At 68.3% G+C, this 24,162-nt stretch carries 22 protein-coding genes, 3 pseudogenes and 1 riboswitch; of the genes and pseudogenes, 11 read left to right on the plus strand and 14 right to left on the minus strand.

The window, feature by feature from the left end:
• Positions 1-151: 151 nt before the first annotated feature.
• From ACOJVU_RS20070 to ACOJVU_RS20080, 3 genes and pseudogenes are all read right to left on the minus strand, one after another.
• Positions 152-1,158 (minus strand): annotated as a pseudogene (locus ACOJVU_RS20070) (glutathione S-transferase family protein).
• Between the two features lie 37 nt (positions 1,159-1,195).
• Positions 1,196-3,124 carry an acyl-CoA dehydrogenase family protein gene (locus tag ACOJVU_RS20075; RefSeq protein WP_421531385.1) on the minus strand — a complete coding sequence of 643 codons (1,929 nt, stop codon included), beginning with the start codon at positions 3,122-3,124 and terminating at the stop codon, positions 1,196-1,198.
• Between the two features lie 115 nt (positions 3,125-3,239).
• Positions 3,240-3,647 (minus strand): cold-shock protein, encoded by a 408-nt coding sequence (locus tag ACOJVU_RS20080; RefSeq protein WP_421531386.1) that lies wholly within the window; start codon positions 3,645-3,647, stop codon positions 3,240-3,242.
• A gap of 161 nt (positions 3,648-3,808) precedes the next feature.
• Here ACOJVU_RS20080 and ACOJVU_RS20085 point away from each other — a divergent pair, with 161 nt between their 5' ends.
• The 4 genes from ACOJVU_RS20085 to ACOJVU_RS20100 all read left to right on the plus strand — a co-directional run bounded on the left by ACOJVU_RS20085 (position 3,809) and on the right by ACOJVU_RS20100 (position 6,829).
• Positions 3,809-4,213, plus strand: a complete 405-nt coding sequence (locus ACOJVU_RS20085; protein ID WP_421531387.1) for a YccF domain-containing protein — start codon at positions 3,809-3,811, stop codon at positions 4,211-4,213.
• Complete coding sequence (gene moaA / locus ACOJVU_RS20090) at positions 4,210-5,292, plus strand: GTP 3',8-cyclase MoaA (RefSeq protein ID WP_421531388.1); 1,083 nt, start codon at positions 4,210-4,212, stop codon at positions 5,290-5,292. Before ACOJVU_RS20085 ends, moaA begins: the two co-directional genes overlap by 4 nt.
• A 4-nt stretch (positions 5,293-5,296) precedes the next feature.
• Entirely contained in the window at positions 5,297-5,575 is a 279-nt protein-coding gene (locus ACOJVU_RS20095; protein ID WP_421531389.1) for a MoaD/ThiS family protein, read from the plus strand.
• A gap of 209 nt (positions 5,576-5,784) precedes the next feature.
• Positions 5,785-5,999, plus strand: a riboswitch (cyclic di-AMP (ydaO/yuaA leader).
• Between the two features lie 11 nt (positions 6,000-6,010).
• Complete coding sequence (locus ACOJVU_RS20100) at positions 6,011-6,829, plus strand: transglycosylase family protein (protein WP_421531390.1); 819 nt, start codon at positions 6,011-6,013, stop codon at positions 6,827-6,829.
• An 82-nt stretch (positions 6,830-6,911) separates the two neighbouring features.
• On the opposite strand, the gene ACOJVU_RS20105 is transcribed toward ACOJVU_RS20100, so the two are convergent.
• The 4 genes from ACOJVU_RS20105 to ACOJVU_RS20120 are packed head-to-tail and all read right to left on the minus strand — an operon-like array spanning position 6,912 to position 8,514.
• Positions 6,912-7,337 (minus strand): molybdenum cofactor biosynthesis protein MoaE, encoded by a 426-nt coding sequence (locus tag ACOJVU_RS20105; protein WP_421531391.1) that lies wholly within the window; start codon positions 7,335-7,337, stop codon positions 6,912-6,914.
• Entirely contained in the window at positions 7,334-7,816 is a 483-nt protein-coding gene (locus ACOJVU_RS20110; protein WP_421531392.1) for a MogA/MoaB family molybdenum cofactor biosynthesis protein, read from the minus strand. The genes ACOJVU_RS20105 and ACOJVU_RS20110 overlap by 4 nt, the downstream gene beginning before the upstream one ends.
• On the minus strand, positions 7,813-8,304 hold the full coding sequence (gene moaC / locus ACOJVU_RS20115; protein ID WP_421531393.1) for a cyclic pyranopterin monophosphate synthase MoaC: 492 nt from the start codon (positions 8,302-8,304) through the stop codon (positions 7,813-7,815). The genes ACOJVU_RS20110 and moaC overlap by 4 nt, the downstream gene beginning before the upstream one ends.
• Positions 8,305-8,313: 9 nt before the next feature.
• Positions 8,314-8,514: a hypothetical protein gene (locus ACOJVU_RS20120; RefSeq protein ID WP_421531394.1), complete on the minus strand. Its 201-nt coding sequence runs from the start codon at positions 8,512-8,514 to the stop codon at positions 8,314-8,316.
• Between the two features lie 158 nt (positions 8,515-8,672).
• On the opposite strand from ACOJVU_RS20120, the gene ACOJVU_RS20125 reads away from it, so the two are divergent.
• Together ACOJVU_RS20125 and ACOJVU_RS20130 are read left to right on the plus strand one after the other, a co-directional pair.
• Entirely contained in the window at positions 8,673-10,940 is a 2,268-nt protein-coding gene (locus ACOJVU_RS20125) for a helicase-associated domain-containing protein (RefSeq protein ID WP_421531395.1), read from the plus strand.
• A 36-nt stretch (positions 10,941-10,976) separates the two neighbouring features.
• Positions 10,977-12,626 carry a DNA repair helicase XPB gene (locus ACOJVU_RS20130; RefSeq protein WP_421531396.1) on the plus strand — a complete coding sequence of 550 codons (1,650 nt, stop codon included), beginning with the start codon at positions 10,977-10,979 and terminating at the stop codon, positions 12,624-12,626.
• Here ACOJVU_RS20130 and ACOJVU_RS20135 read toward each other — a convergent pair.
• Positions 12,627-12,777, minus strand: a pseudogene (locus ACOJVU_RS20135) (thiolase C-terminal domain-containing protein); the annotation flags it as partial.
• 127 nt (positions 12,778-12,904) lie between these two features.
• On the opposite strand from ACOJVU_RS20135, the gene ACOJVU_RS20140 reads away from it, so the two are divergent.
• A complete protein-coding gene (locus tag ACOJVU_RS20140; RefSeq protein ID WP_421531397.1) occupies positions 12,905-13,198 on the plus strand; it encodes a putative quinol monooxygenase in 294 nt (97 codons plus the stop codon).
• Here ACOJVU_RS20140 and ACOJVU_RS20145 read toward each other — a convergent pair.
• On the minus strand, positions 13,195-14,187 hold the full coding sequence (locus ACOJVU_RS20145) for an LLM class F420-dependent oxidoreductase (protein WP_421531398.1): 993 nt from the start codon (positions 14,185-14,187) through the stop codon (positions 13,195-13,197). The genes ACOJVU_RS20140 and ACOJVU_RS20145 overlap by 4 nt on opposite strands.
• A 38-nt stretch (positions 14,188-14,225) precedes the next feature.
• On the opposite strand from ACOJVU_RS20145, the gene ACOJVU_RS20150 reads away from it, so the two are divergent.
• The 3 genes and pseudogenes from ACOJVU_RS20150 (at position 14,226) to ACOJVU_RS20160 (ending at position 16,976) form a co-directional block, all read left to right on the plus strand.
• Positions 14,226-15,434, plus strand: a complete 1,209-nt coding sequence (locus ACOJVU_RS20150; protein ID WP_421531399.1) for an FAD-dependent monooxygenase — start codon at positions 14,226-14,228, stop codon at positions 15,432-15,434.
• A gap of 39 nt (positions 15,435-15,473) precedes the next feature.
• A complete protein-coding gene (locus ACOJVU_RS20155) occupies positions 15,474-16,346 on the plus strand; it encodes an LLM class F420-dependent oxidoreductase (protein ID WP_421531400.1) in 873 nt (290 codons plus the stop codon).
• A 12-nt stretch (positions 16,347-16,358) separates the two neighbouring features.
• A pseudogene (locus tag ACOJVU_RS20160) lies at positions 16,359-16,976 on the plus strand (class I SAM-dependent methyltransferase).
• Positions 16,977-17,043: 67 nt separating this feature from the next.
• On the opposite strand, the gene ACOJVU_RS20165 reads toward ACOJVU_RS20160, so the two are convergent.
• From ACOJVU_RS20165 to ACOJVU_RS20180, 4 genes are all read right to left on the minus strand, one after another.
• The gene (locus ACOJVU_RS20165) at positions 17,044-19,188 is read right to left on the minus strand and encodes a 3-hydroxyacyl-CoA dehydrogenase NAD-binding domain-containing protein (protein WP_421531401.1); all 2,145 of its coding nucleotides are present in this window, start codon (positions 19,186-19,188) and stop codon (positions 17,044-17,046) included.
• A 9-nt stretch (positions 19,189-19,197) separates the two neighbouring features.
• A complete protein-coding gene (locus ACOJVU_RS20170; protein WP_421531402.1) occupies positions 19,198-20,409 on the minus strand; it encodes an acetyl-CoA C-acetyltransferase in 1,212 nt (403 codons plus the stop codon).
• Positions 20,410-20,623: 214 nt separating this feature from the next.
• Complete coding sequence (locus tag ACOJVU_RS20175) at positions 20,624-21,832, minus strand: thiolase family protein (protein WP_421531403.1); 1,209 nt, start codon at positions 21,830-21,832, stop codon at positions 20,624-20,626.
• Positions 21,833-21,863: 31 nt separating this feature from the next.
• Complete coding sequence (locus ACOJVU_RS20180; protein WP_421531404.1) at positions 21,864-22,262, minus strand: Zn-ribbon domain-containing OB-fold protein; 399 nt, start codon at positions 22,260-22,262, stop codon at positions 21,864-21,866.
• An 86-nt stretch (positions 22,263-22,348) separates the two neighbouring features.
• Between ACOJVU_RS20180 and ACOJVU_RS20185 the strand changes: the two genes are divergently transcribed.
• Positions 22,349-23,542: a pyridoxal phosphate-dependent aminotransferase gene (locus ACOJVU_RS20185; RefSeq protein ID WP_421531405.1), complete on the plus strand. Its 1,194-nt coding sequence runs from the start codon at positions 22,349-22,351 to the stop codon at positions 23,540-23,542.
• 55 nt (positions 23,543-23,597) lie between these two features.
• On the opposite strand, the gene ACOJVU_RS20190 is transcribed toward ACOJVU_RS20185, so the two are convergent.
• Positions 23,598-24,053: an SRPBCC family protein gene (locus tag ACOJVU_RS20190; protein ID WP_421531406.1), complete on the minus strand. Its 456-nt coding sequence runs from the start codon at positions 24,051-24,053 to the stop codon at positions 23,598-23,600.
• Positions 24,054-24,162 lie beyond the last annotated feature (109 nt).

A 24,162-nucleotide genomic window follows, 5' to 3' on the forward strand; every position in this document is an offset into this window, starting at 1 on the left:
GCCATCCCTCCGACGGCCCATCATCAACCTGCGCTCCTCGGTGTCAACGTCGTTCATGCTCGCTGCGCTGCGCGTGCTCCACGTTGACACCTCCCACGCGCCGGCCAGATCAGCCGCGATCGAGGGGAAGGCCACACTTATGACCTACCAGCTAACAAGCCTCCGAACCCTGGATGACGCGCTCGCCTTCCAGGGGGCCCCGGGCGCCGTTCCCTTCCCGAAGGGATTGCCGCCGAGCGCTTCCCGGCCATGCGGAGTCAGCCAGTTGTCCAGGTCGGGCCCCTTGGGCCCGATTCCGGTCGGGTTGATGTCGGCATGCACGATGTAATAGTGCCGCTTGATCTGGTCGAAGTCCACGGTGTCGCCGAAGCCCGGCGTCTGGAACAGGTCGCGCGCGTAGGCCCACAGCACGGGCATCTCGCTGAGCTTGCAGCGGTTGCACTTGAAGTGCCCGTGGTAGACGGGGTCGAAGCGAACCAGCGTGGTGAACAACCGCACATCAGCCTCGGTGATGCTGTCCCCCGACAGGTACCGCTGGCCGGCCAGGCGATCGCTCACCCAGTCCAGACCGGCGAACAGCCGGTCGTAGGCCGCTTCGTAGGCCTGCTGTGAGCCGGCGAAGCCGCAGCGATAAACGCCGTTGTTGATCTCGGTGTAAACCCTCTTGTTCACCTCGTCGATGTCAGCCCGCAGCGACTCCGGGTACAGTTCAGGCGCGCCGGCGCGATGGTGGGCGGTCCACTCCGTCGAGAAGTCCAGCGTCATCTGCGCGAAGTCGTTGGTGACCACCGCGCCGGTCTCAATGTCGACGATCGCGGGGACGGTGACGCCTCTGGGATAGTCGGGGAATCGCTTGAAGTAGGCATCTTGCAGCCGCGCGATCTTCAGCACGGGGTCCACGCCGCCGCGGTCGAGATCGAACGTCCAGCTCCGCTGATCGTGTGTGGGTCCGCAAAAGCCAATGGAGAGAACGTGTTCCAAACCCAGCAGCCGCCGCACGATGATGGCGCGGTTGGCCCACGGGCAGGCCCGGGCGACAACGAGCCGATACCGACCGACCTCGACCGGGTAGCCATCGCGTCCGTCGGCGGTGACCCGCGTGGTGATGTAGTTGGCGTCCCGGGTGAATTCGCCCGCCGGTGCGACGTCGAAGGCCATGGCGGCAATTCTGCCCCGGCGCGAAGACGCTCCGCGGCTAGGTAGCCAAAAACCGTCGAGACAGGTCGGTTTGGGTCGACGGTCCCGGTTCCCAGTGCGCGATCCAGGGGCCGGTACCCTCCGACGGGTCGAAGACGCCCTTCTCCAGCCAGGTGTGGCGGCCTTCGAGCACATCGCGAGTCAACGCGACGTCGCTGCTGTCGGTGTTGGTCCACAACGCGTGGAACAGCCCTTCGACCCGCAGGGTCGCGTGCCGGCAGAACGTGTCGGCCAGCTCGTAGGCCTGCCGGCCTACGGTCGGGTCGCAGACCCGCTGCCCCTCGGCACGCACGCACACCGCCGACATCGCGAAGAGTTCGGCGCCGATATCGACCACGCGCCCCAGAAAGCCCTGCCTCTGCTCCAGCTTTGCCTGCCAGCGAGCCATGCCGTAGAACGTGTTGCGGGCCAGCTTGCGGGCGGAGCGTTCGACGAACCGCAGATGAGCCGCCAGCGGGCCGAACTCCCTGTAGGCCGCGGGTCGTTGACCTTCACCAAAAATGAGCTTGGGCAACCACTTTGCGTAGAATCCGCTTGCGCCGACGGCCGCGGTCGCCTTCTGCCGCAGATCGGTGTCGGGCTTGGCGAGGTCGCCGGCGGCGCTCAGGTGGGCGTCCACCGCTTCGCGGGCGATCAGCAACCGCATGATCTCGCTGGATCCCTCGAAGATGCGGTTGATCCGCAGGTCACGAACCAGCTGTTCGACGGGCACCGCGCGCTCCCCGCGCGCGGCGAGGGATTCCGCGGTCTCGTAGCCACGTCCACCGCGGATCTGCATGAGCTCGTCGGCGATCAGACAGGCCATCTCGCTGCACCACAGCTTGGCCAGTGCAGCCTCGATGCGGATGTCGTTACGGCCCTCGTCGGCCATTTGCGAGGAAAGCTCCAGCACCGCATCGAGCGCGTAGGCGGTCGCGGCGATGAAGGCGATCTTGCGGGCCACCGCTTCGTGCCCGGCCACCGGCTTGCCCCATTGGATGCGCTCGCCGGACCACTCGCGCGCGATCTTCAGCGCCCACTTCGACGCCCCGGCGGCAGTCGCCGGAATCGACAGCCGCCCGGCGTTGAGCGTGGTCAGCGCGATCTTGAGGCCGTCGCCCTCACGGCCGATCAGGTTGTCGCGCGGCACTCGCACGCGGTCGAACCGGGTCACGCCGTTCTCGATGCCGCGCAGCCCCATGAACTGGTTGCGCCGCTCGACGGTGATCCCCGGCGAGTCGGACTCGACGACAAAGGCGCTGATACCGCCACGGTGGCCGTCGCTCTGAGGTACCCGCACCATGACCACCAGCAGCTCGGCGACCACACCGTTGGTGGTCCACAGTTTCACCCCGTCGAGCTCGTAAGCCTGGCCGTTGTCGACCGGCGTCGCCGTGGAGGCCAGCCGTGCCGGGTCGGACCCCACGTCTGGTTCGGTCAGTAGAAATGCCGATATGGCGCCGGCGGCACAGCGCGGCAGGAATTTTCGCTTCTGCTCCGGAGTACCGGCGAGTTTCAGCGGCTCCGGCACACCGATCGACTGGTGGGCCGACAGCAGCGCGCCGAGGCTGGCGTTGACCGTCGAAACCATCATCAGAGCCCGGTTGTAGGCGACCTGCGACATCTCCAGACCGCCGTACTCGGCCGGTATTTTCATGCCGAAGCAGCCCAATTCGGCCAGGCCCTTCACGTACTCGTCGGGGATCCTCGCCTCGCGCTCGATGACACTGCCGTCCACGGTCCGCAGGAACTCCCGCAGCGTGTCCAGGAAAGCGACGGTACGGGCCTCTTGCGCGTCGCTGGGGCTGGGAAACGGGTGGATCAAGTCCAGCGGGAACCTACCCAGGAACAATTCCTTGGCGAATGATGGTTTATCCCAACTACTTTCGCGAGATTCCTCGGCAACGGCTCTGGCCTGCTCTTCGGTGACATGTGCTTGCTGTGACATTGCAGCCTCCTCGCTGGTCGCAAAGCAAGGAGTACCCAGCACACGTCGTTTCTCACGCCACCGCACCGAACGACTGCGTGACCTTCCGCCGCGCCGCCCGCCGCCACGCAAGGCGTCAGGCGTCGAGTTCCCGGGCCACAGCTTTGACCACCTCGGAAACCCGGCGGGCCGTCTTGCGGTCCGGGTAACGACCCTTGCGCAATTCGGGCTGCACCGCGCTCTCCAGCAACGTGATCATGTCCTCGACCATTCCGTGCAACTCGTCTGGGCTGTGCTTGTGCTCGGCGGGCACCTCGCGGCGGGTCTTGGTGAGGCTGGGTGGCGGTTCAATCAGCTTGAGACTCAACGCCTGCGGTCCGCGCCGACCCGAAGCGATGCCGAACTCCACCCGCTGCCCGGCTTTGAGCCCCTCGACGCCCTCGGGCAGCGCTGACGCGCGGACGTAGACGTCCTCGCCGTCCTCCTGCGACAGGAAGCCAAACCCCTTTTCGGAGTCGTACCACTTAACCTTGCCGGTCGGCACTGGTTTCACCTGCTTGTCTGACGGCTCACTGGTTGGACAACACACATCGCGTCCCGACTACGCAGGACGCGATGTCGCGTGACGATCCTACTCGGATCGTCGTCTGCCGAGCGCCACCGCTTGTCCGTTACTCGCTAGGCTGACATTACCGCGGAGGTGACATGCGCCCGATCCTGAACGTTGTCTGGCTGATGTTCGGCGGCCTCTGGATGGCCGCCGGCTACCTGCTGGCGGCGCTCGTCTGTTTCCTGCTGATCGTCACGATTCCGTTCGGGTTCGCGTCGCTACGCATCGCCTCCTACGCGTTGTGGCCTTTCGGCCGCACGATCGTCGACAAGCCGACGGCCGGCACCGGGGCACTGGTGGGGAATGTCATCTGGGTGGTGCTGTTCGGGGTGTGGCTGGCGATCGGGCATCTGGTCAGCGCCGTGGCGATGGCGCTCACGGTCGTCGGCCTGCCGCTGGCGCTGGCAAACCTCAAGCTCATCCCGGTCTCGCTGATGCCGCTGGGCAAGCAGATCGTTTCCCTTGACTCACTGCATCAGTTCGCGGGGGTGCCCGCGTGACGCTGACCGCACTGGGCGTACCCATGGTGCGCGGCCGCACGGACCGCCGTTCCGCATCGGGGCACGCCCCGGCCGACGGTCCTTTGATCGACGCCCACGGCCGGGTCGCCACCGATCTGCGGGTGTCGCTGACCGACCGTTGCAATCTGCGGTGCCGCTACTGCATGCCCGCCGACGGGCTGGACTGGCTGCCCGGGGAACAACTCCTGCGCCCCGACGAGCTGTCCAGGCTGATGTGTGTCGCCGTGACCCGGCTGGGTGTCACCAGCGTGCGGTTCACCGGCGGCGAGCCGCTGCTCTCCCGTCACCTGGAGGAAATGGTCGCAGCGGCCGCCTGCCTGCGGCCGCGGCCGGAGATCTCGCTGACCACCAACGGCGTGGGATTGGCCCACCGCGCCGCCGCTCTGGCCGGGGCCGGCCTGGACCGGGTCAACGTGTCGTTGGACACCATGGAACGGGCCCGCTTCGCGGCCATCACCCTCCGGGACCGGCTGGGCGACGTGCTCGACGGCCTGACCGCAGCCAAGGAGGCGGGCCTCGCCCCGGTGAAGGTGAACGCCGTGCTCGACCCCGCCTCCGGCCGCGAGGACGTCGTCGCACTGTTGCGGTTCTGCCTCGACCACGGCTACCAGCTGCGGGTCATCGAACAGATGCCGCTGGACGCCGGGCATCAGTGGCGGCGCGGAGCGGCGCTGAGCGCCGACGACGTGCTGGATACGCTGCGGTCGCACTTCCGGCTGCGACCCGACCCGACGCCGCGCGGGTCCGCTCCGGCTGAGCTGTGGCTGGCCGACACCGGACCCGACACGCCGGCCGGGAAGTTCGGTGTGATCGCGTCGGTTTCACACGCCTTCTGCGCGTCCTGCGATCGCACCCGGCTGACGGCGGACGGACAGGTCCGCAGCTGCCTGTTCTCCACCGAGGAGACCGACCTTCGGGGCTTGCTGCGCGGTGGCGCGGGCGACGACGCTATCGAGTCGGCCTGGCGCGACGCGATGTGGCGCAAACCCGCCGGCCACGGCATCAACGAACCCGGCTTCATCCAGCCCGACCGACCGATGAGCGCGATCGGCGGCTAGCGCGATGAGTGACACGCCCGCCGAGCCGGCCGGGATGCAGGTGACGGTCCGCTACTTCGCCGCCGCGCGTGCAGCCGCCGGAGTCGAATCGGAAACCGTGGTGGTGCCGGCGGGCACGACCGTGACCGGGCTCGTCGACATGCTGGCCGTGCGCGGAACCCGACTGGCCACGGTATTGAGCCGGTGCTCCTGCCTGCGCAGTGGGATCGCCGTACGAGACCCTGCGACGGCGTTGTCACCCGGTGACACCGTCGACGTCCTCCCGCCGTTTGCCGGCGGCTGAGGCATATGACATATCTCACGTAACGGAAAGATAACGAGCGAGACACGACTCGGTCTCGAGCCCTGTGAGCTGCGGAAACCTGCACCGCTGCTCGACTTTTCGAAGGTCCCCAAAGCCGAAACGCCGGATTGCGCCAAACGTGACGCCCCCGGCGGAAACCGCTAGCCTCTCCCGGAGGTTCGCCAAGTAAGCCGAACGGCGTCCCTCCCCCGCCTATCGCGCCGAGCTCCATCCAGTAAGCGGGGGCAGGCCATACATGGATGGAGGCGGGGGTCCCAACAGGTCCGCCGTGACCGATCCGGAGCCGCTCCGCGACTCCTTGGGGTGAAGCCGGCGTCGTCTCGCTGCCGAGTACGACGCGGCCGGGTGGCCTCTCCAACCCGAACCCGACAGCTGACCTCGCAGGCGCTAGATGAGAGGACTTACCCGGCGCGTATGAGTGGACGTCACCGCAAGCCCACTACGTCAAACGTCAATGCCGCCAAGATCGCCTTTGCCGGGGCGGTGCTCGGTGGGGGCAGTATCGCCCTCGCCGGCCAAGCGGCCGGTGCGACCGACGGCGAATGGGACCAGGTAGCCCGCTGCGAGTCCGGTGGCAACTGGTCGATCAACACCGGCAACGGCTACCAAGGCGGCCTGCAGTTCAGCCAGGGCACCTGGGCCGCCCACGGGGGCAGCGACTACGCACCGGCGGCTCAAATGGCCAGCCGGGAACAGCAGATCGCCGTTGCCGAGCGGGTGCTGGCAACCCAGGGCCGGGGCGCCTGGCCCGCATGCGGACACGGGCTGTCGAACCCGACGCCGCGCGACGTGCCGACACCGGCGGCGATGGACGCTCCCCCGATGGACGCCCCGCCGGAGGACGCTCCCCCGATGGACGCCCCGCCGGAACCCCCAACTCCGGCGGTGGAACTGGCCTCCGACCACCAGCCGGCACCCCCCGAGGACCTGCCGCCCGCGCCTCCCGAGGACCTGCCGCCCGCACCCCCCGAGGACCTCCCCCCGGCATCTGAGGACCTGGCACTACCGGCCGATCTGCCTGTGGACGCATCGGTCGTCAACGCCGGAGTCCAGGACCCCGCGCCGGCCGACGTGCCCCCGCCCCCGCCCGGCGACGACAATGACGCACCGGTGGCGCCACAGCAGGCCGACGACGTCGGCTACACCAGGCAAGTGTGGGAAGCCATCCGCGGGCTGGACGTCCACGGAAACGACGCGCTCGACGCCCTGGCGCGTCGGTCCTCCGTCATCTGAGGTCTGTCACCGGGTCCCGCCGGTCGCGAGCTCGCGGTACCGCGTCGGCTTTGCGGACCGCGTCGGATCGGTGTCCACGCCGTCAGGCCGAACCCACCCATTCGTCGGTACCATCGTCGAAGAACTGGTGTTTCCACACCGGTAACCGCGCCTTGACGGCGTCGACCAGCAAGGCGCACGCCGCGAATGCCTCTTGTCGGTGGTCGGCGGCCACCGCGGCAACCAGTGCCGCGTCACCGATGTGCAGGGCGCCGATGCGGTGACTGGCCGCGATCGCGCGCAGCCCGCCGGCCCGCTCCGCGATCTCGGCGACGACATCGGTCATGACCTGTAGGGCCGATGGGTGCGACGAGTACTCCAGGCGCACTACGCGGCGCTCGCCGTCGTGGTCGCGGATCACGCCGACGAACCCGACGACGGCCCCGGCCGACCGGTGGCGCACCAGGTCTTCGTGTTCGGACACAGAGATCGGCCGGTCGGTGATGTCGGCCCGAACGACCAGCGTCATCGCCGGTGGTCTTCGCCGGCGATCTGATCCAGCGCGTGGTCGAGCACATCGGAGAGCACCGCAAGGCCGTCCCGGACCCCGCCGGGCGAGCCTGGGAGGTTGACGACCAGAGTCCGGCCGACGACCCCGCACACACCCCGCGAGAGCACCGACGTCGGCACGCCGGGAAGCCCGGAGCGGCGGATGGCATCGGCCAGGCCGGGAATCATGTAGTCCAGCACCGCGACAGTCTGGTCCGGGGTGCTGTCGGTGGGTGAGATGCCGGTGCCTCCCGAGGTGAGGACGACGTCGACGTCGTCGGCGACCGCTTTGCGCAGCGCCTGACCGACCGGTGACCCGTCGGGAACCACTTGGGGCGCGACGGGCGCGAATCCGCGCTGCCCGAGCCATTCGGCGATGACGGGCCCGCAGCGGTCGGCGTACTGTCCCGTCGACGCGCGGGTGGAGGCGACGATGACTCGTGCCGACCGGCCTTTCATCCCTGCGTCCAATTCCCGCTTTTGCCGCCCTCTTTGTGAAGCACCCGGATGTCGTCGATGCGCGCGGCCGGGTCAACCGCCTTGATCATGTCGTAGAGCGTAAGCCCGGCCACGCTCACGGCGGTCAGCGCTTCCATCTCCACGCCGGTGCGGTCCGTGCTGCGTACCGTCGCGGTGATCTCGACCTCCGACTCGCCGACGGTGAATTCGACGTCGACTCCGGTGAGCGCAAGCTGATGGCACAACGGGATCAGGTCACTGGTGCGCTTCGCCGCGAGAATGCCCGCGATCCGTGCGGTCGCCAGCGCATCGCCCTTGGGCAGCCCGCCGGTCGAGATCAGCCCCACCACACAGGCGGAGGTGCGAAAGGTCCCCGCCGCCACGGCCGTGCGTCTGGTGGCGCCCTTGGCGGTCACGTCGACCATACGGGCCGCCCCGCGCTCATCCAGGTGCGAAAGTGGGGTCCCGGCCTCGGACGCCTCGGCCATCGTGGCCGTCTAACGGTTGATTTCGGTAACCGGATGTACGTAGGGCAGGTCGTCGGCGGGCAGCGGGAAGTTCAGCTCGCCGAAGGGCGACAAGGCGCCCGTTCGGTCGCTCACGAGTTCACTCACCGCGTGGTCGTCCGGTCCCGTCGCAGGCCAGCCGTTGTCGACGTACTTGGTTCTGCGGGCCTTGCCCTCAGCAATGTCAGCCACGCCGACCATTCTGACATTTCGCGCCGGCCGGCGCGGCGCAAGGTCTGCGGTCCGTGCGTCGGGGTGTCTGGCGGGCGCGCGCTGGCCTGCACGCATCCTCGCTGCGGATGCGGGCCTGGGGGGCTGCTTTACGCTGATCGGCCCTACGCTGGTCGGTAATGACCGACAACACCCCGGACATCCCGCTGGGGTCCTGGCTGGCCGACTTGCCGGACGAGCGGCTGATCCGGCTGCTGCGACTGCGGCCTGACCTGGCCCAGCCCCCACCCGGCAGCATCGCCGCGCTCGCCGCGCGCGCACAGGCCCACCAGTCGGTCAAGGCCGCCACCGACGACCTCGACTTCCTGCGGCTGGCGGTGCTCGATGCCCTGCTGGTGTTGCAGGCCGACTCGATGCCGGTGCCGAGCGCGAAGCTGCTCGCGCTGATCGGTGACCGCGCCCCGGAGCCCGACGTCATCGCCGCGCTGGACGCCCTCAAAGAGCGCGCCCTGGCCTGGGGCGAGGCCGCCGTCCGGGTGGCCGCCGACGCGGGAACCGCCCTGCCGTGGCACCCGGGCCAGGTCATCCTCGAGGACGCCTCGCGCTCGGGCGAGCAGATCGCGGACCTCGTCGAGAACCTCGACCCCGCACAGCGCGAGGTACTGGACAAACTGCTCGAGGGCTCTCCGGTCGGTCGCACGCGGGACGCCGCCCCGGGCGCCCCCGCGGAGCGGCCGGTACCACAGCTGCTGGCGCTGGGCCTGCTGCGACGCATCGACGCCGAGACGGTCATCCTGCCCCGCCACGTCGGGCAGGTGCTGCGCGGCGACCGGCCGGGCCCGATGCAGCTGAGGGCGCCCGATCCGGTGGTGTCGACCACCACGCCCGACGACGTCGACGCAGCGGCCGCCGGAGCCGTCGTCGACCTGCTACGGGAAGTCGACGGGGTGATCGAGACCCTGAGCACCGCGCCGGTCCCCGAGCTGCGCAGCGGCGGACTGGGAGTCCGCGAGCTCAAGCGGCTGGCCAAGGCGACCGGTATCGCGGAGCCGCGGCTCGGGCTGATCCTCGAGATCACGGCCGCCGCCGGATTGATCGCCAGCGGCACACCTGATCCGGAGCCGACCGACGGCCCCAACGTCGATGGACCGTACTGGGCACCGACGCCGGCCATCGACCGGTTCACCGCGAGCTCGCCCGCCGAGCGTTGGCACCTGCTGGCCGAAGCCTGGCTCGATCTGCCGGGCCGTCCGGCGTTGATCGGGACCCGCAGTCCGGATGCCAAACCGTATGTTGCCCTGTCTGTTTCGCTGTACTCAACGGCGGCGCCGTTGGATCGGCGACTGCTGCTGGGCATGCTCGCAGAGCTGCCCGCGGGCGCGACTGTCGACGCGGTCGCGGCATCGGCGGCCCTGGTGTGGCGGCGTCCGCGCTGGGCCCGGCGGCTGCAGCCGGGGCCCGTCGGCGATCTGCTGAGCGAGAGTCACACCCTGGGTCTCGTGGGTCGAGGGGCGATCAGCACGCCCGGCCGGGCACTTCTGGACGTGGGCGCCGACCCCCGCGTCGCGGTCGACGCGATGGCACGCGCCTTGCCCGAACCGATCGACCACTTCCTGGTTCAGGCCGATCTGACCGTCGTGGTGCCCGGCCCCCTGAAGCGCGACCTCGCCGACCAACTCGCCACCGTCGCCACCGTCGAATCGGCCGGCGCCGCGATGGTGTACCGCATCAGCGAGCAGTCGATCCGCCACGCGCTCGATGTCGGCAGGACCCGCGACTGGATGCAGAGTTTTTTCACGCAGCACTCCAAAACCCGAGTGCCGCAGGGGCTTACCTATCTGATCGATGACGTTGCGCGCCGGCATGGCCAGCTGCGGATCGGGATGACCGCGTCGTTCGTGCGCTGCGAGGACCCGGCGCTGCTGGCCCAGGCGCTGGCGGCGCCCGCTGTCGCAGGGGTGCAGTTGCGCGCCCTGGCACCGACGGTGGCGGTGTCGCCGTCGCCGATCGGCGACGTGCTCGCCGCGTTGCGGACCGCCGGCTTCGCCCCGGCCGCCGAGGATGCCACCGGCTCCATCGTCGATGTCCGGCCGCGCGGGGCCCGGGTGGTGTCGCCGCAGCGGCGCCGGCCGTACCGCCCGGCGCCGCTACCCAGCGCCGAGACGCTCGACGCCGTGGTTTCGGTACTGCGCAAGGTGACCGCCGCACCGTTCGGGAAAAACCGCGTCGACCCGGCCGTCGCCATGTCGCTGCTCCAGCGCGCGGCAAAAGACCAGGAGACGCTGGTGATCGGCTACCTCGACGCCGCCGGCGTGGCCACCCAGCGGGTGGTGTCGCCGATCACCCTCCGGGGCGGTCAGTTGGTGGCGTTCGACTCGGGCTCCGGCCGACTGCGTGACTTCGCCATTCACCGCATCACGTCGGTGGTGTCGGTCCACAACCGATAATGGATCACGTGACGAAAAAGCGGAGGAGCGGCGGTTGTGACTGACGGACCTTTGATCGTGCAGTCCGACAAGACGGTGCTGCTCGAAGTGGACCACGAGCTGGCTGGCGCGGCGCGCTCCGCCATCGCTCCGTTCGCCGAACTCGAGCGCGCGCCCGAGCACGTGCACACCTACCGGATCACACCGCTGGCGCTGTGGAACGCGCGCGCCGCGGGACACGACGCCGAGCAGGTCGTCGACGCGCTGGTGTCGCATTCGCGCTACGCGGTGCCCCAGCCGCTGCTCGTCGACATCGTCGACACGATGGCCCGCTACGGCCGCCTGCAGCTGGTCAAGCACCCGGCGCACGGCCTCACCCTGGTGAGCCTGGATCGCGCGGTGCTCGAGGAGGTGCTGCGCAACAAGAAGATCGCGCCGATGCTCGGGGCGCGTATCGACGACGACACCGTCGTCGTGCATCCCAGCGAGCGCGGCCGCGTCAAGCAAATATTGCTCAAAATCGGTTGGCCTGCAGAGGATCTCGCCGGTTACGTCAACGGTGAAGCGCATCCGATCAGCCTGCGGCAGGACGGCTGGCAGCTGCGCGACTACCAGCAGCTTGCCGCGGACTCGTTCTGGGACGGCGGCTCGGGCGTGGTGGTGCTTCCGTGCGGGGCGGGCAAGACCCTGGTCGGGGCGGCCGCGATGGCCAGAGCCAACGCCACGACGCTGATCCTGGTGACCAACATCGTCGCCGCCCGGCAATGGAAGCGCGAGCTCGTCGCACGCACCTCGTTGACCGAGGACGAGATCGGCGAATACTCCGGGGAGCGCAAGGAGATCCGGCCGGTCACTATCTCGACGTATCAGATGGTCACCCGCCGCACCAAGGGCGAGTACCGGCATTTGGAGCTTTTCGACAGCCGGGACTGGGGTCTGATCGTCTACGACGAAGTGCACCTGCTGCCCGCGCCGGTGTTCCGGATGACCGCCGACCTGCAGTCCAGGCGGCGGCTGGGCCTGACTGCCACCCTGGTCCGCGAAGACGGCCGCGAGGGCGATGTGTTCTCCCTGATCGGACCCAAGCGCTATGACGCGCCGTGGAAGGACATCGAGGCGCAGGGCTGGATCGCGCCGGCGGAGTGTATCGAGGTCCGGGTCACCATGACCGAGAACGAGCGGATGACCTACGCGACCGCCGAACCCGAGGAGCGGTACCGGCTGTGCTCGACCGCGCACACCAAAGTCGCTGTGGTCAAGTCGATCCTGCAGAAGCATCCCGGTGAGCAAACCCTGGTGATCGGCGCCTATCTGGATCAGCTCGACGAACTCGGCGCCGAACTCGACGCGCCGGTGATCCAGGGATCGACCCGGACCAAAGAGCGCGAGGCACTGTTCGACGCCTTCCGGCGCGGCGAGGTGTCCACACTGGTGGTGTCCAAGGTCGCCAACTTCTCCATTGACCTGCCGGAAGCCTCGGTGGCGGTGCAGGTTTCGGGGACATTCGGATCACGTCAGGAGGAGGCCCAGCGGCTGGGCCGGCTGCTACGGCCCAAGTCCGACGGCGGGGGCGCCGTCTTCTACTCGGTGGTGGCCCGCGACAGCCTGGACGCGGAATACGCCGCGCACCGGCAACGCTTCCTGGCCGAACAGGGCTACGGCTACATCATCCGCGACGCTGACGACCTTCTGGGCCCGGCGATCTAGGGCGAGCAGTCCCCCGCCGGTGTTGACCGGCATCGAGCCGTGGATCTCGGTGGCGCCGTCGGCCACCAGCTTCTGCGTTCGCCGTCGGCGCACAGGCCCGTCTCGGCCATAGGCCCGTCTCGGCGCCGGCGCCGGTGTCCGGCAGCTGCAGCCGAAGCATCCGACGAGCGCGGAAATTGTATTCCCGGTCAGACCCGCCGGCCCAGTGCCGGGCCACGGGCGAGGCGTCGACTGGTAAGCGCCTAGTGTGGAAGCGCCGCCGCAGCAAGGGAGACGCCATGCCAGTCACCGTGATACTGGAACTGAGATTCAAGCCCGACGCGGTTGCCGCCGCGCGCGAGGTCATGGGCCGGGCGCTGCAGGACACCCGCGCGTTCTCCGGCAACCTCGGTACCGACGTGCTCGTCGACGAGGACGACGAAGCCCATTGGCTCATCTACGAGATCTGGGCGACGGTGGAGGACGACGAGGCCTACCGCGCGTTTCGCGCCGGCGAGGGAAAGCTGACCGACCTGCCTCCCCTGCTGGCCGCGCCGCCGGTCAAGACGCGCTACCTCACCAGCGATGTCTAGCTCAGCGCGGGAATGACCTCCCGTTCGAACAACTCGATGCCGGAGCGGTCGTAGGCGGCCTCGGGGAAGTAGCAGATCACGTACTCGCACCCGAGGTCTCGAATCCGCGCGATCCGCTCGATCACCTGTTCCGGTGTGCCCGTCGCCGAGTCCGGGCCGCTGGTGCCCGCGACCGTCGCGTCCGCGGCAGCCTCGGGGAGATGACGTACCAGCCGGTCGCGGACCCGCCGGATTCGGTCGGCGACGTCGGCGTCCGAGGTGCCGACGACGGCGTTGATGTTGACCGACCGCACGATCCCGCCGAAGTCGGTGCCCACCTCGCGGCAGTGCCGGGCCAGCACCTCGGACTTGCGGGCGAACGCCTCGGGCTCCGGCGTGAAGTTGGTGTACCGGGCGTACTGCGCGGCGATGCGCAACGTCACCTTCTCACCTCCGCCGGCAATCCACAGCGGTATCCCGTTGTCCTGCAATGGCTTCGGTGCGACGATCGCGCCGTCGACCTGGTAGTGCCGGCCGGCGAAGCTGACTTTGCCGTCGCGCCAGGCGGCACGCATGATCTGGACGCCTTCGTCGAGTCGGCCCAGCCGCACCCCGGCCGACGGGAACCCGTAGCCGTATGCGCGCCACTCGTGTTCGTACCAGCCGCCGCCGATGCCCATCTGGATGCGGCCCCCGGCGATGATGTCAGCCGTGGCGGCCACCTTGGCCAGGTACACCGGGTTGCGGTAGCTCATCGCCGTACACATCTGCCCGAGTTTGATCCGCGACGTGATGGCCGCGTAGGCCGCCATCAGCGTCCACGCCTCGTGGGTGGCCTCGTCCGTCGGCAGCGGGATCGTGTGGAAGTGGTCATAGACCCACAGTGAGTCCCATGCGTCGCCACCGTCGGCGTAAGCGGCCAGATCGCGCATCACCGGCCAGTGTTCGCCGGGTGCGATGTCGACCAGATCCATCCGCCAGCCTTGCGGGATGAAAAGCCCAAAGCGCATGGCGCCGACTCTAGACTGGACCGAGTAGGCTGCGCGCGATGCGGATCCTCATCTCCGGTGCCAGCATCGCCGGGCCGGTGCTGGCGTACTGGCTGAACCGGTACGGCTTCGACGTCACCGTCGTCGAGCGCGCACCGGCCCTGCGCAAGGCCGCCGGCCACGCCGTCGACCTGTCCCGTCCGGCGATGGAGATCTCGGCGAAAATGGGCGTCCTGCCGCGCATCGAGGCCCGCGCCACCGGCACCGACCGGCTCACGATGTACCGCGAGGGCCGGATGCGACCCACCGAGATCGACCTCGCCAAAGTCTACGGCGCCACCTCCGATCGGCACGTGGAGATCATGCGCGACGACCTCAGCGAGATCTACTACGCGGCAGGCCGCGACGACGTCGAGTACCTGTTCGACGACTCGATCACTTCCATCGACGTCGACGGCGACGTGACGTTCGAGCACGCGCCCGCCCGTGCGTTCGACGTGGTCGTCGGCGCCGACGGGTTGCACTCCAATGTTCGGCGCCTGACGTTCGGCGACGAGGGCGAACTCACCCGCTTCCTCGGGGGATATCTGGCCGTGTTGTCGGTGCCCAAGGCGCTGGCCGACACGGGGCGCATGATCGGCCACATCGGTGTCGGGCGCGTCGCGGTGCTCTACACCGCGCAGCACCTGAACGACGCACGTGCGGCCTTTCTCTTTCGCAGCAAAGCAGAATTGGATTACGGGCATCGGGATTCGCAGCGGCAGAAGCAGATTCTGCACGACAGGTTCGCCGGCATGCATGCGGAGGTGGACCGCTGGCTCGAGGAACTCGATTCGACGCCGGCGTTCTACTTCGATGCGATCACTCAACTGCGACTGGACCGATGGTCGCGCCGGCGGGTCACGCTGGTCGGCGACGCCGGGTACTGCCCCGGTCCTGCGGTCGGCGGCAGCACCAGCCTGGCGGTGCTGGGTGCCTACGTGCTGGCCGGCGAACTGGCACGAGCCGACGGCGACCGACTGCGCGCGTTCGCAGCCTACGAACTGGCGATGCGCGAGTCGGTGCTGCGTAGCCGGGCCTTCGCGCGCGGCGCTGCCAAGAGCCTCATTCCCGGCTCACCGGCCGGGGTCTGGGCGCTCACCCGCGGTGCCCAGCTCGTCTCGCGGATGCCCGCGCCGCTGTCCCGCGCGCTGGCCAAGCTCAACACCAAGGGCCTGCGACTGCACGACTCGATGCAGGTCCCCGACTACTCCGAAGTCGACGTCTGACAGCATGGTGGCAAAGCCCTGGCGGAAGGAATGACCTGCATGCAACTCACCGGTGTCGGGATCTGGAGTAGTCAGCTGCGCTACGGCGACGCATCCGAATCCTCAGAGGCCGCAGCGGAATTGGACGAACTGGGCTTCCCGGCGCTATGGATTCCCGATGTCGGCGGGCCGGTGCTCGATGCGGTCGGCCGCCTGCTCGCCGCCACCAGTCGCACGGTGATCGCCACCGGGATCCTGAACCTGTGGATGCACGCGCCCGGCGACGTCGCCGAATCCCATGCGGAGCTGACCGCCGCGCACGGGGAACGGTTCCTGCTGGGCATCGGGGTCAGCCATGCCGCGCTGATCGATGCCAAGCAGCCGGGGCGCTACCGCAAGCCACTGGCCGCGACGGCGTCGTTCCTGGACGGCCTGGACGCCGCGCCACGCCCGGTGCCCGCCGAGAGCCGGGTCCTTGCCGCGCTGGGTCCCGCAATGCTGAGATTGGCGGCGACCCGCACCCGCGGCGCCCACCCCTACCTGGTCAGCCCCGACCACACCGCCTTCGCCCGCGAGACTCTGGGCGAGGGCCCGCTGCTGCTGCCCGAGCAGACCGTGATCCTCTGTGACGACGCCGACGAGGCACACCGCATCGGTACCGGCATGCTGCGGTCGTATCTCTCGATGCCGAACTATGCCAACAACATGCTGCGCAGCGGCTTTTCCGAAGAAGACGTGACTCACGTGAGCGACCGCCTCTTCGACGCGATCATCGCCTGGGGCGACGAGGAGGCGATCCTGCGCCGGATCTCCGAGCACCGGTCGGCCGGCGCCGACCACGTCTGCGTCCAGGTGCTCACCGACGAACCGACGGCATTCCCCCGCGAGGAATGGCGCCGCATCGCCGCCGCCTGCAACAGCGATCCACAGTGATTAGGTGAAGTCATGGCTTCTCGGCACACCCTTTTCGGGTCTTCTACCGGATCGGCTTCACCCCGTGGGACGGTCATCCGCTCGCGCGGAACTTGCGGAGGCTGATCGAGGGCACCAGCGACAGCCCAGCGCTGCCGGCGGGTTCCGCCCTCGACCTGGGATGCGGCACCGGAGACACCTCGATCTACCTCGCCCAACGCGGTTGGAAGGTCACCGGCGTTGATTTTGTGACGAAGGCACTCGACAAGGCGCGCGCCAAAAGCCGGTGCCGCGCACGTTTCGGTCGACTTCATCCGCGCCGACGTCACGCGGTTGAGTCAGGCCGGGATCGGTGCGGAGTTCGGTTTGATCGTCGACAACGGCTGCCTGCACAACATGAGCGAGAGCGACCGCGACGAGTACGCCCGCGAGGTCAGCATGGTGGCAGCAGACGCCGCACGGCTACTGATCGTCGCGTTCGTCCCCGGCGGGAGACTCGGGGTGCGCGGCATCGACCCCGCCGAGATGGAAAGACGATTCGCGGCCGGCTGGACGCTGCCGTCCGCCGGCGACGAGGGAGCGCTAGACCGCGCCGGCCGGACCCCGGCGCGCTACTACCTCTTCCAGCTCTTCCAGCGTCGCGACACGTAACCAGCTGCGACGACACGCCGTATCACATCGCAATGGTTTATGTCTCGGCACAAAGCCGAAACCGCGACTACGTCAGCGAGGCCGGCGGCAGGAAGCGCTGCCCGTACCGCTCGGCGAGCTCGCGGGCCCGGGCCACAAAGGCTGCCTTACCCGTACCGGCCGGGCCGGAGTAACCGACGATGAACTGCGCGGCGCCACCGGTCCACGGCGGGAAGCCGATGCCCATGATCGAGCCGATGTTGGCGTCCGCGGTCGAGGTGATCACGCCTTCGTCGAGGCACTTCTGCGTCTCGAGCGCCTCGGCGAACAGCATCCGGTCGATCATGTCCTGCAGCGGCGGCTCCGAGGTGCCGGACTTGAACGTCTCCCGCAGGCCCGGCCACAGCCGGGTGCGCTTGCCGTCGACGTATTCGTAGAATCCGGCACCGGAAAGCCTTGACGGACGGCCGATCTCGATCATCTTCTCCACGACGGCCTCCGCCGGGTGCGGCTCGTATGTGCCGCCGGCATCCTCGACACCCTTGCGGCTGGCGGTGGCGATCTTGTGCATCAGCTCCATGTTGAGCTCGTCGGAGAGCTGCAGCGGCGGTGCCGGGTAGCCGGCCTGTGACCCGGCATGCTCGATCGAGGCCGGCTCGACACCCTCGCCGAGCATCGCCAGCGCCTCGTTGACGAACGTGCCGATGACACGGGAGGTGTAGAAGCCGCGGCTGTCGTTGACCACGATCGGGGTCTTGCCGATCGCCAGGGTGTAGTCGAACACCCGGGCCAGCGCCTCGTCGGAGGTCTTCTCGCCCTTGATGATCTCGACCAGCGGCATCTTGTCGACCGGCGAGAAGAAGTGGATCCCGATGAAGTCCTCCTGCCGCTTCACGCCGGTGGCCAGACCGGTGATCGGCAGCGTCGAGGTGTTCGACCCGAGGATCGCGTTCGGCTCGACGATGTCCTCGATCTCGCCGAACACCTTGTGCTTGAGGTCCTGGTTCTCGAACACCGCCTCGACGACGAAGTCGACACCCTTGAGGTCCGCGGGATCACCGGTGGGGGTGATGCGCGCCAGCAGCGCCTCGGAACGCTCCTTGGTGGTCTTGCCCCGCTCCAGCGCTTTGGCCTCGAGCTTCTCGGAGTAGGCCTTGCCCTTCTGTGCCGCCTCGAGGCTGACGTCTTTGAGGACCACGTCGAAACCGGACTTGGCCGAGACGTAGGCGATGCCGGCGCCCATCATTCCCGCGCCCAGCACACCGATCTTCTTGATCGGTGTCTTGCCGATGCCCTCGGGCCGCGAGCCACCCGAGTTGATGGTCTGCAGGTCGAAGAAAAATGCCTGGATCATGTTCTTGGCAACCTGGCCGGTCACCAATTCGGTGAAGTAGCGGCTCTCGATGCGGGTGGCGGTGTCGAAGTCCACCTGCGCACCCTCGACCGCAGCGGCCAGGATGGCCCGCGGCGCGGGCATCGGCGCGCCCTTGAGCTGTTTGCGCAGTAGCGACGGGAATGACGGCAGGATCGCGGCGAGCCCCGGCGACGACGGGGTGCCGCCGGGCATCTTGTAGCCCTTGGCGTCCCACGGCTGGGTGCAGGTCTCGGGGTTTGCCTTGATCCACGCCTTCGCTGTCGGCACCAGTTCTTCGACGCTGGAAACGAGTTCGTCGACCAGTCCGTTGTCCTTGGCCGCAGCCGGTTTGAAACGGGTGCCCTGGCTGAGCACGTTGACAAACGCGTTCTGGATGCCCAGCATCCGCACCGTACGGGTGACGCCGCCGCCGCCGGGCAGCAGGCCCAGTGTGACCTCGGGCAGACCGATCTGGACGCCCTTGACGTCGGCGACAATCCGATGGTGGCAGGCCAGCGCGATCTCCAGGCCACCGCCCAGCGCCGCGCCGTTGATGGCGGCCACCACCGGCTTGCCCAGGGTCTCCAGCGCGCGCAGGTCACGCTTGATGTCCTCGACCTCGGCGAAGACCTCGCCGGCGTTTTCCGGACCGGCGTTGATCATGTGCTTGAGGTCGCCGCCGGCGAAGAAGGTCTTCTTGCCGCTGGCGATCACCACACCGGTGATCGAGTCCTTTTCGGCGACGAGACGCTCCACCGCCTTGTGCATGGACTCCTTGTAGTGCTCGTTCATCACGTTGGCCGACCCGGTCGGGTCGTCCAACGTCAGCGTGACGATGCCGTCCGCGTCCTTGTCCCACACAATGGTGTTCTCTGCCATGGTTTTTCCTTAGACTCGCTCGATGATGGTGGCCACGCCCATGCCGCCACCGATGCACAGTGTGATCAGCGCGCGCCGGGCGTTGCGGCGCTCAAGCTCGTCGACCATGGTGCCCACGAGCATCGCGCCGGTGGCGCCCAGCGGGTGGCCCATCGCGATGGCGCCGCCGTTGACGTTGAGCTTCTCGTCGGGAATGTTGAGGTCCTTCTGGAACTTCAGGACCACCGACGCGAAGGCCTCGTTCAGCTCGAACAGGTCGATGTCGTCGACGCTCAGTCCGGCCCGGTCGAGTGCCTTCTGGGTGGCCGGCGTGGGGCCGGTCAGCATGATGGTCGGGTCGGCGCCGGTGGTGGCGGTGGCCACGACGCGGGCCCGGGGGCTAAGGCCCTGCGACTTGCCGGCGGCCTCGGATCCGACCATCACCAGCGCGGCTCCGTCGACGATGCCCGAGCTGTTGCCGCCGGTGTGGACGTGGTTGATCTTCTCGACCCAGTGGTATTTCTGCAGCGCCACGTCGTCGAAACCGGCCATCGCGGCCAGTCCCTCGAAAGCGGGCTTCAGCTTGGCCAAACCCTCCATGGTGGTGTCGGGCCGCATGTGCTCGTCGTGGTCGAGGATCAGCAGGCCGTTCTGGTCGCGTACCGGCACCACGGACTTGGCGAAGTAGCCGCCCGACCACGCCGCGGCCGCACGCTCCTGCGAGCGCAGCGCGTAAGCGTCGACGTCCTCGCGGGAGAAACCCTCGATGGTGGCGATCAGGTCCGCGCCGATGCCCTGCGGGACCATGAACGCGTCATAAGAGGTGGCCGGGTCGGCCATCATCGCGCCGCCGTCAGAGCCCATCGGGATGCGGCTCATCGACTCCACGCCACCGGCGAGCACCAGGTCATCCCAGCCGGAGCGGACCTTCTGGGCGGCGGTGTTGACCGCTTCCAGCGCGGAGGCGCAGAAGCGGTTGAGCTGCATGCCGCCGACGGTGTCGGGCATGCCGGAGGCGATCACCGCGGTGCGGGCGATGTCGCCACCCTGGTCACCCACGGGTGAGACACAGCCCAGGATGACGTCGCTGATCAGGTTCTCATCGAGGTCGGGATTGCGCTTACGCAGCTCCTCGATCAGCCCGACGACCAGGTTCAGCGGCTTGACCTCGGTCAACGATCCGTTCTTCTGCTTGCCGCGCGGGGTGCGGATGGCCTCGTAGATGAAGGCTTCTTCGGACATGACGACTTCCTCTTCGCAGTTCGGCTTGGGGGTCAGTGTTCAGGTTAGGCCGGAGTACCAGCACCCTAACAGGACTCCCATCCAACCTGTTGGTTGGGCCGACGGCGTTCGGCGGTCCCCGAACCGCCGAGCGTCACGCGAGCGTGACCTCCGCCGCCCAGCGCCACGCTCGCGTGACGCTCGAAGCCCCGCGCCGTCGACAAGGTCGACAAGGTCAGGCCGCTGATTTCTCCAGGATGTGCACGCCGCAGGCCGAGCCCAGCCCGATGACGTGGGCCAGCCCGACTTTCGCGTCGGCGATCTGACGGTCGCCGGCCTCGCCGCGCAGGTGGTGGCAGACTTCCCAGATGTTGGCGATGCCGGTGGCCGCGATGGGATGACCCTTGGACTGCAGCCCGCCCGAGACGTTGACCGGTGTCGAGCCGTCGCGCCAGGTGGCCCCGGAGTTGAAGAAGTCCGCGGCCCCGCCCTCTTCGCACAGCATCAGGTTGTCGTAATGCACCAGCTCGGCGGTGGCAAAACAGTCGTGCAGCTCGACCAGGTCCAGCTCGCCCGGGCCGACGCCGGCCTGCTCGTAGGCGGTGGCGGCCGCCCTGCGCGTCAGCGTGTTGACATTGGGCAGGACTTGGCAGCCTTCTTCGTAGGGATCGGTGGTCAGCACCGACGCCGACACCTTCACCGCGCGCCGACGCTGCTGCAGCGAGAGAGACTTCAGCGTCTCGCCGTTGCAGACAACGGCGGCCGCGGCACCGTCGCAGTTGGCCGAGCACATCGGGCGGGTATTCGGGTAGGCGATCATGACGTCGCCCATGATCTGCTCGAGGGTGAACTGTTTCTGGTAGGCGGCCAGCGGGTTCAGCGTGGAGTGGGCGTGGTTCTTCTCGCTGATCTTGGCGAACAACTCGAAGCTGGTGCCGCCGTACTTGTGGCCGTACTCGGTGCCGATCTGGGCGAACACCCCGGGCATGGTCTCGGTGCCGATGCGCCCGTCGACCGGGGCGACCGCGCCGTAGCGGCCCTTGGGCGCCCACACATCGTCGGACTTCTGCTGAGTGCCCCCGGCCAGCAGACCGGCCCCGGACAGCTTCTCCACACCCACAGCCATCCCGTAGTCGACCTCGCCGGCCTTGACCGCCATGATCGCGGTGCGCAGTGCGGTGGCCCCGGTGCCACACGCGTTAGCCACGTTGTACACCGGGATGCCGGTCTGGCCGATCTGCTTTTGCAGCTGCTGACCGATGCCGGCGTGGGCGTTCATCAGGTTGCCCGCCGCCAGCACACCGATGTCGGCCATGCTCACCCCGGCATCGGCGAGTGCGCCCATTGCCGCCTCGGCCGCCAGGTCGACGGTGTCGAGGTCGGGATGCTTGCCGAACTTGGTCATCCGGATGCCCAGGATCCAGATCTCGTCGCTGGCGCTCATCGTCGCTGCTCCTTCGAAGTGACTCGGTTGCTCAGGCGGCGGGCTCGAAACCGAAGCCGATCGCCTCGGTGCCCTCGGCGTCGGCCCCCATCGAATAGGTGGCCAGGCGCACCTTCATCCCGTCGCGCACCTGCTCGGGGTCGGGCTTGACGTTGATCAGGTTGGCGCGCACCTGGGTGCCGTCGCAGTCGACCACCGACGCGACGAACGGGGTCGGGATCCCCGGCGCGGCGAACGTGACGATCGTGAACGCGCGCACGGTGCCCTCGGTCGCGACCGGGACGGTCTTGAACTCCGTGGCAAAGCAGCTCGCGCACGCGTTGCGCCGGTCGAAGAACCGGGCCCCGCAGTGGGTGCACTCGTGCGCGACGAGGTGCGGTTCGCCGTCGTCGAGCACCAGATAGTCGACCAAAGGGATCTGCCCGGCCATGACAACCTCCGTCCCGTGTGTAAACGACCGTAACCCATCCCGGGCCCTGCGGGGCGCATCGGCAACGCGCCTTAAGCTCGACTGCCATGACGGTGTCGCGACTGCGCCCGTACGCGACCACGGTGTTCGCCGAAATGTCGGCCCTGGCCGCGCGGATCGGCGCGGTGAACCTCGGCCAGGGCTTCCCCGACGAGGACGGGCCCCCCGCCTTGCTGAAGGCCGCGCAGGACGCCATCGCCGGGGGCGCCAACCAGTACCCGCCGGGCATCGGCATCCCGGCGCTGCGCCAAGCCATCGCCACCCAGCGACGGCGGCGGTTCGGCATCGACTACGACCCCGACACCGAAGTGCTGGTCACGGTCGGAGCCACCGAGGGCATCGCGGCGGCAGTGCTCGGCCTGGTGGAGCCCGGTGAGGAAGTCGTGCTCATCGAGCCGTTCTACGACTCCTACGCCCCCGTGGTGGCGATGGCCGGCGCCCACCGGGTGGCCGTGCCGCTGGTCCCCGACGGGCGCGGCTTCGCCCTGGACGCCGACGCGTTGCGCCGGGCGGTCACGCCGCGCACCCGGGCGCTGATCCTCAACACACCGCACAACCCGACCGGCGCGGTCCTGAGCAGAATCGAACTGGCGGCCATCGCCGAAATCGCGGTCGCGGCAGATCTTGTGGTGATCACCGACGAGGTGTACGAGCATCTGGTGTTTGACGGGCACGAGCACCTGCCGCTGGCCGGCTTCGACGGCATGGCCGAGCGTACCGTCACCATTTCCAGCGCGGCGAAGATGTTCAACTGCACCGGCTGGAAGATCGGATGGGCCTGCGGCCCGGCCCCGCTCATCGTCGGCATGAAAGCGGCCAAACAGTATCTGAGCTATGTCGGCGGCGCCCCGTTCCAGCCCGCGGTCGCCCTGGCACTCGACACCGAGGACGCGTGGGTTGCCGAACTCCGGAACACGTTGCAGGCCAGGCGGGACCGGCTGAGCGCGGGCTTGGCCGAGATCGGTTTCGAGGTGCACGACAGCTACGGCACGTACTTTCTGTGCGCCGACCCGCGCCCGCTCGGCTACGACGACAGCACCACGTTCTGCGCGGACCTACCGGAGCGGGTGGGCGTGGCCGCCATCCCGCTGTCGGCGTTCTGCGACCCGGCCGCGGGGCACGCCGCGGAGCAGGCCATGGTGTGGAATCATCTGGTGCGCTTCACCTTCTGCAAACGCGAAGACACCCTGGACGAAGCGCTCAGGCGACTCGCGGCATTGCGGAAACGGCCCGCAGGATAACCGGCGCTTCCGCCGGACCGGCGGCCTGAGGCCATCCCGCGCCTTGCTCTACCTGCTACTCCGGTCCGCGGGGCCGCTGCGTGTCCAGGACCTGCTTGCGCAATCCCTCGGTTGCGGAGCGCAGCAACGTCTTTCGTGCACGGTTGACCAGAAACTCCGGCAACGGCGCCGACGGTTCCAGAGTGATGTCGAAATGGACTCGCGTCTTGTCGATGCCGATGCGTTGCAACCTGTATTCGACGTGCTGACCGTGCTGCTGCGCGGTCCTCTGCGCATCCCACACCAGCCAGTCAGGACCCCAATGGTATTCCAGCACTTCATGGTCGACGATGCCGAGCACCTTGACCGTGACTTTGACATGGTGCGGACGGCCGTCGGGATAGGTATCGATGATTTCGGCCTTCTTGTGCACCGAGGACCAGCTGGGCACCGAGTCGACATCGGCGAGCACCACCATGATCACTTCCGGAGGCGCATCGATGACGATCTGCGCCGACGCTTGTACGGCCACCGCTACCAGGCTAGTGGTCTCGCCCGTAAGTTCGCCGGGGGTTGTTACCAGACGCCGCGGGTGCCGAGTCTGCGCTGGCGGCGTCGAGACTGTGCTCAGCGCTACTTTT

This window comes from Mycobacterium sp. THU-M104 (genome assembly GCF_049197365.1).
GTDB lineage: Bacteria > Actinomycetota > Actinomycetes > Mycobacteriales > Mycobacteriaceae > Mycobacterium.

What these genes read in the sequence shown, in the direction of transcription:
- ACOJVU_RS20075 (WP_421531385.1), bottom strand. Translation starts at nt 3,124, where the DNA reads ATGTCACAGCAAGCACATGTCACCGAAGAGCAGGCCAGAGCCGTTGCC.
- ACOJVU_RS20085 (WP_421531387.1), top strand. Translation starts at nt 3,809, where the DNA reads ATGCGCCCGATCCTGAACGTTGTCTGGCTGATGTTCGGCGGCCTCTGG.
- ACOJVU_RS20095 (WP_421531389.1), top strand. Translation starts at nt 5,297, where the DNA reads ATGAGTGACACGCCCGCCGAGCCGGCCGGGATGCAGGTGACGGTCCGC.
- ACOJVU_RS20100 (WP_421531390.1), top strand. Translation starts at nt 6,011, where the DNA reads ATGAGTGGACGTCACCGCAAGCCCACTACGTCAAACGTCAATGCCGCC.
- ACOJVU_RS20105 (WP_421531391.1), bottom strand. Translation starts at nt 7,337, where the DNA reads ATGACGCTGGTCGTTCGGGCCGACATCACCGACCGGCCGATCTCTGTG.
- ACOJVU_RS20110 (WP_421531392.1), bottom strand. Translation starts at nt 7,816, where the DNA reads ATGAAAGGCCGGTCGGCACGAGTCATCGTCGCCTCCACCCGCGCGTCG.
- moaC (WP_421531393.1), bottom strand. Translation starts at nt 8,304, where the DNA reads ATGGCCGAGGCGTCCGAGGCCGGGACCCCACTTTCGCACCTGGATGAG.
- ACOJVU_RS20125 (WP_421531395.1), top strand. Translation starts at nt 8,673, where the DNA reads ATGACCGACAACACCCCGGACATCCCGCTGGGGTCCTGGCTGGCCGAC.
- ACOJVU_RS20140 (WP_421531397.1), top strand. Translation starts at nt 12,905, where the DNA reads ATGCCAGTCACCGTGATACTGGAACTGAGATTCAAGCCCGACGCGGTT.
- ACOJVU_RS20145 (WP_421531398.1), bottom strand. Translation starts at nt 14,187, where the DNA reads ATGCGCTTTGGGCTTTTCATCCCGCAAGGCTGGCGGATGGATCTGGTC.
- ACOJVU_RS20150 (WP_421531399.1), top strand. Translation starts at nt 14,226, where the DNA reads ATGCGGATCCTCATCTCCGGTGCCAGCATCGCCGGGCCGGTGCTGGCG.
- ACOJVU_RS20155 (WP_421531400.1), top strand. Translation starts at nt 15,474, where the DNA reads ATGCAACTCACCGGTGTCGGGATCTGGAGTAGTCAGCTGCGCTACGGC.
- ACOJVU_RS20165 (WP_421531401.1), bottom strand. Translation starts at nt 19,188, where the DNA reads ATGGCAGAGAACACCATTGTGTGGGACAAGGACGCGGACGGCATCGTC.
- ACOJVU_RS20170 (WP_421531402.1), bottom strand. Translation starts at nt 20,409, where the DNA reads ATGTCCGAAGAAGCCTTCATCTACGAGGCCATCCGCACCCCGCGCGGC.
- ACOJVU_RS20175 (WP_421531403.1), bottom strand. Translation starts at nt 21,832, where the DNA reads ATGAGCGCCAGCGACGAGATCTGGATCCTGGGCATCCGGATGACCAAG.
- ACOJVU_RS20180 (WP_421531404.1), bottom strand. Translation starts at nt 22,262, where the DNA reads ATGGCCGGGCAGATCCCTTTGGTCGACTATCTGGTGCTCGACGACGGC.
- ACOJVU_RS20185 (WP_421531405.1), top strand. Translation starts at nt 22,349, where the DNA reads ATGACGGTGTCGCGACTGCGCCCGTACGCGACCACGGTGTTCGCCGAA.